General features: G+C 71.4%; 12 protein-coding genes. 8 read left to right on the forward strand and 4 right to left on the reverse strand.

The window, feature by feature from the left end; all coding sequences use genetic code 11:
- Positions 1-94 precede the first annotated feature (94 nt).
- Positions 95-733, forward strand: a complete 639-nt coding sequence (locus tag RM779_RS10380; protein WP_311617384.1) for a DUF4245 domain-containing protein — start codon at positions 95-97, stop codon at positions 731-733.
- Between the two features lie 71 nt (positions 734-804).
- On the opposite strand, the gene RM779_RS10385 is transcribed toward RM779_RS10380, so the two are convergent.
- Together RM779_RS10385 and xseA are read right to left on the reverse strand one after the other, a co-directional pair.
- Positions 805-1,110, reverse strand: a complete 306-nt coding sequence (locus RM779_RS10385) for an exodeoxyribonuclease VII small subunit (protein ID WP_311617385.1) — start codon at positions 1,108-1,110, stop codon at positions 805-807.
- Between the two features lie 5 nt (positions 1,111-1,115).
- Positions 1,116-2,348, reverse strand: coding sequence for an exodeoxyribonuclease VII large subunit (gene xseA / locus RM779_RS10390; protein WP_311617386.1), 1,233 nt, complete (start codon positions 2,346-2,348; stop codon positions 1,116-1,118).
- 61 nt (positions 2,349-2,409) lie between these two features.
- On the opposite strand from xseA, the gene RM779_RS10395 reads away from it, so the two are divergent.
- Positions 2,410-3,393 (forward strand): 4-hydroxy-3-methylbut-2-enyl diphosphate reductase, encoded by a 984-nt coding sequence (locus RM779_RS10395; RefSeq protein WP_077059307.1) that lies wholly within the window; start codon positions 2,410-2,412, stop codon positions 3,391-3,393.
- A gap of 129 nt (positions 3,394-3,522) precedes the next feature.
- Complete coding sequence (locus tag RM779_RS10400) at positions 3,523-4,215, forward strand: hypothetical protein (protein WP_311617387.1); 693 nt, start codon at positions 3,523-3,525, stop codon at positions 4,213-4,215.
- Here the strand turns inward: RM779_RS10400 and RM779_RS10405 are convergent.
- On the reverse strand, positions 4,205-4,705 hold the full coding sequence (locus RM779_RS10405; protein ID WP_311617388.1) for a DUF6542 domain-containing protein: 501 nt from the start codon (positions 4,703-4,705) through the stop codon (positions 4,205-4,207). The genes RM779_RS10400 and RM779_RS10405 overlap by 11 nt on opposite strands.
- Positions 4,706-4,859: 154 nt before the next feature.
- Here RM779_RS10405 and ychF point away from each other — a divergent pair, with 154 nt between their 5' ends.
- From ychF to RM779_RS10425, 3 genes are all read left to right on the forward strand, one after another.
- Complete coding sequence (gene ychF / locus RM779_RS10410) at positions 4,860-5,948, forward strand: redox-regulated ATPase YchF (RefSeq protein ID WP_311617389.1); 1,089 nt, start codon at positions 4,860-4,862, stop codon at positions 5,946-5,948.
- A gap of 792 nt (positions 5,949-6,740) precedes the next feature.
- Entirely contained in the window at positions 6,741-7,289 is a 549-nt protein-coding gene (locus RM779_RS10420; RefSeq protein WP_311617390.1) for a Fur family transcriptional regulator, read from the forward strand.
- Positions 7,290-7,347: 58 nt separating this feature from the next.
- Positions 7,348-8,076 carry a class I SAM-dependent methyltransferase gene (locus RM779_RS10425; protein WP_311617391.1) on the forward strand — a complete coding sequence of 243 codons (729 nt, stop codon included), beginning with the start codon at positions 7,348-7,350 and terminating at the stop codon, positions 8,074-8,076.
- A gap of 271 nt (positions 8,077-8,347) precedes the next feature.
- On the opposite strand, the gene RM779_RS10430 is transcribed toward RM779_RS10425, so the two are convergent.
- Complete coding sequence (locus RM779_RS10430; protein WP_311617392.1) at positions 8,348-8,599, reverse strand: hypothetical protein; 252 nt, start codon at positions 8,597-8,599, stop codon at positions 8,348-8,350.
- Positions 8,600-8,602: 3 nt separating this feature from the next.
- On the opposite strand from RM779_RS10430, the gene RM779_RS10435 reads away from it, so the two are divergent.
- Complete coding sequence (locus RM779_RS10435) at positions 8,603-10,390, forward strand: ABC transporter ATP-binding protein (RefSeq protein ID WP_311617393.1); 1,788 nt, start codon at positions 8,603-8,605, stop codon at positions 10,388-10,390.
- Positions 10,387-12,138, forward strand: a complete 1,752-nt coding sequence (locus tag RM779_RS10440; RefSeq protein WP_311617394.1) for an ABC transporter ATP-binding protein — start codon at positions 10,387-10,389, stop codon at positions 12,136-12,138. Before RM779_RS10435 ends, RM779_RS10440 begins: the two co-directional genes overlap by 4 nt.
- The last annotated feature ends 81 nt before the right edge of the window (positions 12,139-12,219 follow it).

The following is a 12,219-nucleotide window of genomic DNA, read 5'->3' on the forward strand; positions in this document are numbered from 1 at the left end:
TAGCGGCCCGGAAACAGATGAGCAGCACCGCCTTCGGATGAGCGAACCCGGGGGCGGGTGCGAGGCCCGTCCCGGTATGCGGGACGATGGGAGGGTGGCGAACGACGTGACGACGGACGTGACGCCGGACGACGTGCCGGCGAAGGACACGGGCGCGGACACCGGCGCGGACGCGGACGCGGCCCCGCCGCAGGACGGGGCGCGGCCGGGGAAGCGGCAGCGCTTCGAGTCGGTCCGGAACATGGTGCTGTCCATGGCGGTGATCTGTGCCGGCACCTTCGCGCTCGTCGGGCTCAACCCCGAGGACCAGCCCGAGGGCGCGACGCCGACCGTTTCGTACGAGGTCGAGTCGGCCACCGCCGCCCGCGCCGCCCCCTACGACCTGCTCGTGCCGGAAGGGCTGCCGGAGGACTGGCGCGCGACCTCCGTCCGCTACGAGCCGCTGGGCGACTTCGGCGCGACGTGGCGGCTCGGCTTCCTCGACCCGGACGAGGAGTACGCCGCACTGACCCAGGCCGACGGCGACGCGGCCGGCTTCGTCGCCGACGTGACCAGGGACGCGGAGGACACCGGCGGGACCGAGCAGGTCGAGGGCCGGGACTGGGCGCGCTGGGAAGGGCCGAAGTACGACGCGCTGGTGCTCCAGGAGCCGGGCGTGACCACCGTCGTCATGGGAACGGCCGGTTTCGAACGGCTTGCCCAGTTCGCCGGGGCACTCGAAGTCGTCGAGTAGGCCGTCGAGTCGGCCGTCCGTCCGGGGACAAGAAGCAGGAGACAGGGAGGCCGGGAGGAGCGGGAAGCGACCTACTCGTCCGCCTCGTCCGCCTCGCCGGTCCGCTCCTCGTCCGCTTCCTCCGCGGCCTCGTCGCGCGCAAGTGCCGCGTCCAGCCGCGCCCGTGCGCCCTCCAGCCACTCCCCGCAGATCCTGGCCAGCTCCTCGCCGCGCTCCCACAGCGCGAGCGACTCCTCCAGCGTCGCCCCGCCCGCTTCGAGCCGTCGCACGACGTCGATCAGCTCGTCCCTGGCCTGCTCGTAGCCCAGCGCCGCGTCCGACGCGGCCCCGCCGGTCCCGTCCGTCGTCGTACCCGTCTCGTCTGTCGTGCCCGTCATGCGCGTCACCCTATGCCGCCCGCCGGGGGCCGCTCGCCGACCGTCACCGCGAAGGCGCCCCCGGTCACCCTCGCCCGCAGCACGTCACCATCCGCCACATCCTCCGGCTCCCGCACCGCCGCTCCGTCCGCCCGCTGGAGGACGGCGTAACCGCGGCGCAGCGTCGCCGCCGGGGACAGCGCGACGACGCGCGCCCTGGTGTGCTCCAGATCGCCGCGCGCCCGGTCGAGCAGATGCGCAAGCGTGCGCCGGGAGCGCCCGAGCAGCGCCTGGAGCTCCTCCGCACGACCGTCGACCATCCGGTGGGGCTCGGCCAGCACCGGCCGGCTGCGCGCCGCCGCGAGACCGCGCTCCTCCCGGTCGATCCGGGACGCGAGCACCCACCGGGCCCGGTCCCGCAACTGCCGCGCCCGCGCCAGCTCCTCGCCCACGTCGGGCACGACGCGCTTGGCCGCGTCCGTCGGCGTCGACGCCCGCAGATCGGCCACCAGATCCAGCAGCGGCGAATCGGGCTCGTGCCCGATCGCCGAGACCACCGGAGTGCCGCAGGCCGCGACGGCACGCACCAGCAACTCGTCGGAGAACGGCAGCAGATCCTCGACGCTGCCGCCGCCCCTGGCCACCACGATCACGTCCACGTCCGCGTCCGCGTCGAGCTCCCGCACCGCCTCGATCACCTGCGGCACCGCATGCACTCCCTGCACCGCCACATTCCGCACGGAGAATTGGACCGCGGGCCAGCGCAACCGCGCGTTCCGCAGGACGTCGCGCTCCGCGGCCGAGGCGCGGCCCGTCACCAGGCCGACGCAGCGCGGCAGGAACGGCAGCCGCCGCTTGCGCGCCTCCGCGAACAGCCCCTCCGCGGTCAGCGCCCGCTTCAGCCGCTCGAGCCGCAGCAGCAGCTCGCCCACGCCGACGGCGCGGATCTCCGCCGCCCGCAACGACAACTCCCCGCGCGGCGCGTACCACTCGGGCTTGGCGAACACCACCACGCGGGCGCCCTCGCTTATCACGTCCGCCACCTTGTCGAACACGGCCCGGTAGCAGGTGACCCGCACCGAGACGTCGTGCGCCGGGTCCCGCAGGGTGAGGAAGACCACGCCGAAACCCGGTCGGCGCGAGAGCTGGGTGATCTGCCCCTCCACCCACACCGCACCGAGACGGTCGATCCACCCCCCGATGAGCCGGGACACCTCGCCGACGGGAATCGGCGCCTCCGCGGACGTCTGCACTGCCATGACGACCACGCTAGCGCCGCGCACTGACAGCCGGGACCGGCCGCACCCTTACGATGGGCCCATGGCCAACGACACAGACCGCCGCCGTGTCCTGCTCGCCGCGCCCCGCGGATACTGCGCGGGAGTGGACCGCGCCGTCATAGCTGTCGAGCGCGCCCTGGAGCAGTACGGTCCGCCCATCTACGTCCGCCACGAGATCGTGCACAACAAGTACGTGGTCCGCACCCTGGAGAAGAAGGGCGCCATCTTCGTCGAGGAGACGGCCGAGGTGCCCGAGGGCGAAATCGTGATCTTCTCCGCGCACGGCGTCTCCCCCGAGGTCCACCGCGAAGCGGAGCGCGGGCGGCTCGCCACGGTCGACGCCACCTGCCCGCTCGTCACCAAGGTGCACAAGGAGGCCGTCCGGTTCGCCAAGGAGGACTACGACATCCTCCTCATCGGACACGAGGGCCACGAAGAGGTCATCGGTACCAGCGGCGAGGCGCCCGAGCACATCACCCTGGTCGACGGCCCGCAGGATGTCGCCGACGTCGAGGTCCGCGACCCCGGCAAGGTCGTGTGGCTCTCCCAGACCACGCTGTCCGTGGACGAGACGATGGAGACCGTCGACGCCCTCAAGGAGCGCTTCCCCAAGCTGGTCAGCCCGCCGAGCGACGACATCTGCTACGCCACGCAGAACCGCCAGACCGCGATCAAGCAGGTCGCGGCCGACTCGGACCTGGTTCTCGTCGTCGGCTCGAAAAACTCGTCGAACTCCGCGCGCATGGTCGAGGTCGCCCTTGGCGCGGGCGCCGGTGCGGCCCATCTGGTCGACAACGCGGGCGAGATCGACGAGGCGTGGCTGGCGGGCGTGACCACGGTGGGGCTCTCCTCCGGCGCCTCGGTGCCCGAGGTGCTGGTGGACGAGGTCCTGGAGTGGCTGGCCGAGCGGGGCTACGGCGACGTGGAGATCGTTCAGCCGATGCAGGAGCACATCCAGTTCTCCCTGCCCAAGGAGCTGCGCCGCGACCTGCGGGCGGAGGCCGCCGCGAAGACCAAGCCCTAGCCCCGGCCTTAGGCCGGGCCTGGGCCCGGCCCGGGCTCCTGCACCTCAGTTGTATCCGCTTTATCCCTGGTCACAGCTGTCTCGTCCCTAGGATCGGCACGATCCGTACAGCGACCATGACAGATGTTCATGACGAGGGAGATTTACGTGTTCATGCGGAAGTCCGCCTGGCTCCGTGCCGCCGCCCCGGCCGCCGTGCTGGCGCTGGCGCTCACCGCCTGCGGTTCCGACGACGACTCCGAGGACGCCTTCACCCCGGGCGCCGAGGAATCCGAGCAGACCGAGGAAGCGGCCCGGGCCGACGATGACGCACCGGCGGGGGAGGCCGATGCGGCCGAGGAGGAGGAAGCGGCGGCCGGCGGAGCCTCGGGCACCCTGGGGCAGGGCGAGCCGAGCGGGCCGGTGCCCTATGAGGAGGGCGGAACCGTCGCCGACCTGACGATCACGGCCGATCGGGTCGACGTGGGGGCCAACGCCGACCTGGCGAGCCTCAACACCTCCGCCGACACCAGCGGCCAGCGGCCGGCGTACGTGTACGTCACGTTCGCCCATGCGGGCGGGGACACCCTGGAGTACCCGCGGCCGATCTCGGACACGAGCCTGTTCCTCACCGACGGCTCCATGGCCGGCTTCGTCACCGCCTTCGGCGACCTGGGACTGCCGAACGGCTGCCCGGAGGGATCGGGCGACAGCCCGCCGACCATCGGCCCCGGCGAGGAGATCACCATGTGCAAGACGTTCCTCATCCCGGAGAGCGTCGAGCCCGGTGAGGTCACCTGGGAGTCCGGTGAGACCGAGCTGACCTGGCAGCTCAACGGCTGACCCGGCCACCCCCGCGGCGGCGGGCGAGGCGGCGGCGGAGCAGATCCGAACCCTTGCGCACCAGCGTGATCACCACCGCCGCCAGCGTGCCGAGAAACACCCACGGCGCGCGCAGCGCCAGCTGGGTCACGGTGTCCGCGGGGCCCGCCGAGGCGAGCAGGCCCGTGGCGAACGCGATCGGTGCGGCGATCGGGGCGCAGACCAGGTCCGCGGGCCTGACCCAGACCGCGGCGGCCACGCAGGCCGCGACGAACAGCACGCCGTAGAGCGTGGGGGCCCCGCCGAGCAGCTCGCAGCACCGGGCCGCCGCCACCATCGTCACCGTGGCCAGCACGCCGCAGCCGAGCCCGGTGAGCCGCGGCCGTGGCAGCCGGCGCCGCTGCCGCGGCCCCGGCCGCGGCGCCGGGCGCCCCGCGGGGCGCGGCACCCGCGTCCGCACCGCGGCCTGCGGGCGCCGTGCGTCACGGGTCGTGTGCGTAGTGTGTTCCACGCCCCCACGGTAATCCGCGGGCGGTGAAGGAAGAGGTGATGGACACGCTTGCGGGCCATATGACTGTCCGCCCGGGGCAGGCGGGGCCGTGCCGCGGCGCCCGTAGACTGGTTCACCGGCCCTCAGCTCACCCCCTCGTTCCGGGAAGTCACACGTGTCGCTCACGATCGGAATCGTCGGCCTGCCGAATGTCGGCAAGTCGACCCTTTTCAACGCCCTGACCAAGAATGACGTGCTCGCGGCCAACTACCCGTTCGCCACGATCGAGCCCAACATCGGCGTCGTGGGCGTCCCCGACGCCCGCCTGGCCCGGCTCGCCGAGGTGTTCGGCTCCCAGCGGGTCATGCCGGCCACGGTCGACTTCGTCGACATCGCGGGCATCGTGCGGGGCGCGAGCGAAGGCGAGGGTCTGGGCAACAAGTTCCTGGCGAACATCCGCGAGTCCGACGCGATCTGCCAGGTCATCCGCGCTTTTCACGACGAGAACGTCGTACACGTGGACGGCAAGGTCTCGCCCAAGAGTGACATCGAGACGATCGACACCGAGCTGATGCTCGCGGACCTCCAGACGATCGAGAAGGTGCTGCCCCGCCTCCAGAAGGAGGCCAGGGTCAAGAAGGACAAGCAGCCGATGGTCCGCGCGGTGGAGGAGGCGAAGGCCATCCTGGAGGACGGCCGGACCCTGTTCTCGGCCGGTATCGCCCAGGGCACCGAACGTGCCGAGCCCCTGCACGAGCTGCACCTGCTGACGGTGAAGCCGTTCCTCTACGTCTTCAACGTGGACGAGGACGAGCTGACCGACGAGGCGTTCAAGGCGGAGCAGCGGGCCCTCGTCGCCCCCGCCGAGGCCATCTTCCTCAACGCGAAGCTGGAGGCCGACCTGGCCGAGCTGGACGAGGAGGAGGCGCTGGAGCTGCTCCAGACCGTCGGCCAGACCGAGCCGGGCCTGGCCACCCTCGCCGGCGTCGGCTTCGACACCCTCGGCCTCCAGACCTACCTGACGGCGGGCCCGAAGGAGGCCCGCGCCTGGACGATCAAGAAGGGCGCAACCGCCCCGGAGGCGGCCGGTGTGATCCACACCGACTTCCAGAAGGGCTTCATCAAGGCAGAAGTGATCTCCTTCGACGACCTGATCGACGCAGGCTCCGTCGCAGAGGCCCGCTCCCGCGGCAAGGCCCGCATGGAGGGCAAGGACTACATCATGCGCGACGGCGACGTGGTGGAGTTCCGCTTCAACGTGTGACGGCTGCCATGGGGCAGATGTGCAGGTCACAGCGAGGCCATCCCGCCACGGGTGGTCCCGCTGTCGTCCCCGTGCTGGATCGGTGCTGGATTTCCTGACGTCTCGTCACCTGTCGTCCTCCCGGGTCAGCCCCACCGTGCTGGGTTCGTGCTGGGTGCCCAGCAGGTCCGGCTCATGGTCTTGGTGATGCCGGAAGTCGAGGGCGATCGAGAGACAGCCGCTGGTCGGCGTGTGCGCTGATGAGCTGGGCGATGGGTTGTGGTTCGACGGAGTCCCACTGCTCTACGACGGCCAGGGCGCACAACTCCCCGCTGCCGGCGAGCCGTTCCAGCGCTGCGCGCTCCGCGAGGATCTCCTACCCGACCGCTCTGCTCCCGCGGGGAGGCGACGAACCGCGCCTTCCCGCGCGGTGGTGAGGTCAGTGGTGGAGCGCGACGCTGCGGGGCACCGCGCGCGGCGGGGCGTCGACGGTGGCACGCCGGGCGTCGGCGTGCAGCCCGGCGACGATCACGACGGGGAGCATCGCCGTGCCCCGCGCTGTTCGTAGCGGCGGCGGAAGCGTTCGACCCGGCCGGCGGAGTCCACGGCTGAGGAGATCTCGACGTCGAAGACCGGATAAACGTTGCCGTCTTCCCACTCCACGGTGGGCGTGTCCGTGCGGGAGACCAGTGTGGAGCGGGTGAGGAAACGGGAGTGCCGGTGACCGCCCGGGCGATTAGATAGACATGATAATCGTTATCGTCTACGGTGAGGAGGGTCGATTGGTAGCCAGATCCTGCGGGGTGATCCGCCATGGTGCGCCGGCGGAGTGAGCGGCGGTCGCGCGTCACGCTCAGTGCGCGGACGGCCCGACGTCGCGCGGTGGTTGAGGACATGCTCGCGGACTACGGCGAGTTCGTGTCGGCGCAAGAATTGCACTCCCTGGCGGTGGCTCGGGGAGTGCGGGTCGGCCTTACCACCGTTTACCGGACTCTCCACGACATGGAGATCCGTGGCCGAACGGATGTCGTCCTCGACGCAAGCGGCACACGTCAGTATCGAGCGCGGCCCTCCGCCGGGCACCAGCACTACCTCATCTGCCGTTTCTGCGGCACCAGCAGGGCCCTCGACTCGGCCGCGCTGGAGGACTGGGTGCGGCGCGTCGGCGCGGACTCGGAGTTCGCGTTTCTCGAGCATGTCGTCCAGCTCACCGGAGTATGCGTCCTCTGCCAGACAGCTCCGAACGAGGCGGAACCCGCGCGGAGGGAGTCGGCAGCCGAGTCCGAACTCGATACCGATACCGGTACCGGTACCGGTACCGGTACCGGGCAAGTCCACTCGGGGACCGCGAGGCAACGCTGAAGGACTTCTTCCCACTCCGCCACGTCAACGCGAGAAGCATCGACCTCCAGGAAGTGCTGTGACCGATTCGTACGCCATGTCCGCGCCGTTCATCGACCCTCTGATCGCCGGCTTCTGGCAGCAGGTCGGGCATTCGCTCGCCGCCGAACTCAGGCGGCTGTCGGCTCTCAGCGGTCCCGTGATCGACCTCGGCGCGGGCGCTGGGCGGGGGACGCGGATCGCCGCGGCCGCGCTGCCCGAAGCCCCGCTGCTCGCCGTCGAACCGTCGGCGGCCATGCGCACGGCCCTGTTGGCGCGGCTGATGGATGATCCGCCGCTCGCCGCCCGCACAACCGTGGTGGCTGAGGGGGCGATGGAGTACCCGTTCCCCGAGCGAGTGCGCGCCGTCCTCGCGATGAACATGATCGGCCATCTGACGCCCGACGAGCGGCGCTCTTTGTGGGCGCGGATCGCCACATGCCTGGACCCGGGAGGAATAGTGGTGGTCAACAACCCACCGCCGACGGTTCCTGCGACGGTCCCACGCGTCGCCGGGCCGGTCGTGCGAGTGGGCGCGTATGACTACCGCGGGTGGTCCGAGGCTGAGCCCGCCGGTGACCAGAGCGTGGTCTGGCACATGGCCTACGAAACCCTTCACCAGGGCCGTGTCCTTGCCCGCGTGGACGTGGACTACGACTGGTGGGTGGTCACCGACGAGGAGTTGCGCGCGGAGTGGGCGGCCTGCGGACTCAGCTCCCGGACGCTCGGGGACACGGATGTCCATCTTCTCGGCCGCCGGACCTCCTAGGTCCTGTCCTGTCGATCTTGTCGGAGCAGCCCGCTTGGCCGTACTCGCGCGATGCGACAACGCAGCGAGGTGCCGTAGCTGGGCGCACCTCCCTGGGGGCACCTCCCAGACGAAGTCTGGGGGAGGAGTCTGGGGGAGTCGTGGGCCCGGCAAGATCGGCAGGACAGGGCCTAGGGCGGGGTCAGGGGCGGGCCTCTGCCGGAAGAAGCGCGGCAAGGAGGGCGCGCAGAGCGTGATGGGACGGGCCGGACAGTGGCGGCCGGTCCGCGGCTCAGGCGCGGTAACGGGCCAGCGCCGGGAACTGGGCGGGTGGCAACGCGTCCACCGCCGACCCCACGGCCGCTCTGGCCGAGGGCTTTGCGAGGGCCTTCCTCGTCGTGGGGGCGTGCGCCCCGGCCGCGGCACTGCTCGCGGTGTGCCTCGTGCCTCGGCTCGGCACGCCCGAGACCGAGAACGCCTGATCCTCCCACCATCCGTTCAGCAGCGGGGCCACCGCCGGCCCCGCCTTCCCAGGAGGTCGCATCCCATGTCACCCCCCGACGCGGCGGGTCACCACGAGAACCCGGGCGCCGCTCCCCAGGCGAAAGTCGCACTCGGCGACCTGTTGGCGCCCGTGCGCTCCCGTCTCCTGCTCGCCTGCCTGCTGGAGGCGATCGGTGCCCTTGCCAAAGTGGTGCCGCTGATCGCGCTCGTGGAGCTGGCACGCGAGCTGCTGCGCGACCCCGTCCGCGAGGAGCGCGTCTGGGCCGTGGTCGCCGTCGCCGCCGGGGCGCTGCTGCTGCGCCTCCTCACCAGTGGTGCCGCGCTGACCCTCACACATCTGGCCGACAGCGCCTTCCAGTTCGACGTCCGGCGACGCGCCGCGCGGCGGTTGGGCCACGTGCCCCTTGGCTGGTTCACCGACCGGTCCTCGGGGCGGGTCAAGAAGGCCCTGACAGACGATGTCGCCGACCTCCACCACCTCGTGGGCCACGCCTACCTCGAACTCACCACCGCGATCGTGGCGCCATCCGCCGCGCTGGTCTACCTCCTCGTATCCGACTGGAGGTTGACCCTGTTGACTCTGCTTCCCGTCCTGGTGGGGGTCATCCAGTACTCGCTCATGATGCGTGGCCAGGAAGAGCAGATGGAGCGTTACCAGCGTTCGATCGCCGGTGTGAGCGCCGCGGCTGTCGAGTTCGTGGACGGTATCGCCGTGGTCAAGACGTTCGGGCAGGCCGGGCACGCGCACACGCGTTTCACACGCGCGGCCGAGTCGTTCGTCACCGACTTCTGGGAATGGGTCAGGGGAATGCTGCGCGGCTCCACCGTGGCCGAGCTGGCCCTGGCGCCGTTCACCACCCTGCTGGCCGCGCTGGTGGCGGGCGCCGCGTTCGTCCAGGCCGGCTGGGTCCCACCGGCGGACGTCCTGCCGTTCCTGGTGGTGGGTGTGGCCGTGGCCGGTCCGTTCCTTGAGCTGAACTACGCCTACCAGCACCTGGTCAGCGCCCGGCATGCCGCGGGCAACATCCAGCGGCTGCTCAGCACCGAGACACTCCCGCCGGCCCCGGACGCGCCCGCCATCCCCGTTGACGCCCGGGTGCGCTTCGCGGGGGTCCGCTTTGGTTACTCCGGCGGCGCCGAAGTGATCCGTGGCGTGGACCTGGATCTGCGCCCTGGCACGGTCACCGCGCTGGTGGGCCCCTCGGGTGCCGGAAAGAGCACGCTGGCCGCGTTGCTGGCGCGCTTCTGGGACCCCACGGAAGGGCACATCACCATCGGCGGTGCCGACCTGCGGGAGATGGCGCAGCTCACCCTGTACCAGCAGGTGGGGATGGTGCTCCAGGACATCCGGCTGGTGCACGACTCGGTCCGGGAGAACATCCGCATGGCCCGTGAGGGCGCCTCCGAGGAAGAGGTGATCGCGGCAGCCCGGGCAGCCAACATCCACGAGCGGATCATGGCCCTGCCCCGTGGCTATGACAGCGTCCACGGCGAGGACGCCAACCTCTCGGGAGGTGAGGCCCAACGCGTCGCGATCGCCCGGGCGCTGCTCGCCGACACCCCGGTGGTCATCCTGGACGAGGCCACCGCCTACGCCGACCCCGACTCCGAGACGGCCATCCAGAACGCGCTCTCCCGACTGGCCGTCGGCCGCACACTGCTGGTCATCGCCCACCGGCTACGCGCGGTGACCGACGTGGACCAGATCTGTGTGGTGAACGACGGACGGATCGTGGAGCGCGGCGACCATCATTCGCTGCTGGCCCGAGAGGGCCTCTACGCGGAGCTGTGGGGCGCCCAGGAGGCGCTCGCCGAAGGGCGGACATCGTGATCCGAACACTGCTGAGCCTCGGGGACCGGCCCGGAGCCCGGCCCATTCGCACGAATCTGATCAGCCTGGTGATCGAATCGGTGCTGGCCGGAACCGGCTACGCGTGCATGGTGCCGGCGTCGGAGCGCGTCCTCTCCGACCGGCCACAGGACGCCTGGCCATGGATCATCGCCGTCGCCGTGCTCTTCGCCTGCTACGCCGTCGTCCGCTACCGCGCCCAGCTCGCCGCCTACCGCGCCGCCGTCGGCTTGGCCAGGCAGCTCTTCCGCCGGCTTGGCGACAAGGTCGCCGCGCTGCCACTGGGCTGGTTCTCCGACCCGCGCCGAGTCGGCGAGCTGAGCCAGCTCTCCAGCCGGGGCATCGTCGACGTGATGGGCGTACCCGCGCACCTGCTGCGCCCCGTGGTGGCTTCGGTGGTCACGCCCGCGACCTTGCTGGCCGCGCTGTTCGTCTTCGAGTGGCGGCTCGCGCTGGTCGCCCTCGCGGGTCTCCCCCTCGTGGCCGTCGTGGGCCGTTGGGCCGGCCGGCTGGTGGCCCGGCTGGATCGCGTGCAGAAGACGGCCGCCACCGCGGCGGCCGGCCGGGTGGTGGAGTTCGCCCAGGCCCAGGCCACACTCCGTGCTGCCGGCCGGACCGCTTCCGGGCACCGGCTGCTGGAGGAGGCCCTCGCCGAGCAGAGCGCGGCGCAGCGTTCCACCACCGTGATCGCCGCGCCCGCGCTGCTCTCCACCAACCTCGTGATCCAGCTGCTCCTGGTCGCCCTGCTCGCGGCGGGCGCCCAACTCGCCCTGGGCGGTGAGCTGGGAACGGCCGAGCTGGTGGCGCTGCTGGTGCTCGGCGTCCGGCTGGTCGAGCCCTTGATGACGGCTGTCGAGAACGGGGCCGCCCTCCGCATGGCCGGCAATGCCATGGCGCGGTACCAGGAAATCCTGGCCACGGCGGAGTTGCCCGCCCCGGAGGCCACTCCCGCCGGGGAGGGACCCGCCGAGCCATCCGTCGAACTGCGCGGGGTGACCTTCGGCTACGGCGGCGAACCGGTCCTGCGCGACGTGAGCCTCGTGGCGCGGCCGGGCACGATGACGGCGCTGGTGGGGCCCTCCGGCTCCGGCAAGACCACGGTGCTGCGACTGATCGCCCGGTTCTGGGACGTGGACGAGGGTTCGGTCTCGATCGGGGGCAGGGACGTACGGGAGCTGGCCACCGAGGAGTTGATGCGCCACATCGCGCTGGTCTTCCAGGACGTCTACCTCTTCGACGGCCCCATCGAGGAAAACATCCGGATGAGCCGACCGGAGGCGAGTGACGAGGAGTTGCGGAGGGCGGCCGAACTCGCTCGCGTCACCGAAGTGGTGGACCGGCTACCCGATGGCTGGCGGACGCGGGTCGGCGAGGGCGGCGCGGCTCTCTCCGGCGGAGAACGTCAGCGGATCTCGATCGCTCGCGCCTTGCTGAAAGATGCGCCGATCGTGCTGCTCGACGAGGCGACGGCGGCCCTGGACGCCGCCAACGACGCCGCCGTGGCGGCCGCGCTCGCCTCGCTGCGCACGGACCGCACCCTGATCGTGGTCGCACACCGGCTCCCTACGGTGCGCTCGGCCGACCGGATTCTGGTGCTGGACGGCGGTCGCGTGGCGGAGGAGGGAGACCACGAACAACTCCTCCAACACGGCGGCCGATACCGGACGTTCTGGGAGGAGCGCACCCGCTCGGTGGGGTGGCGGCTCACCTCGCCCACTCCGAGTGAGTAGTTGCCGGCAGCAGCGATCGGGCGGCGCGTTCGGCAGGCTCAGCCACCTCGCCCCCGGCGTGCCACGGCGATTACCCACACA

The sequence above is a fragment of the Streptomyces johnsoniae genome, from assembly GCF_031845565.1.
Taxonomy (GTDB): domain Bacteria; phylum Actinomycetota; class Actinomycetes; order Streptomycetales; family Streptomycetaceae; genus Streptomyces; species Streptomyces johnsoniae.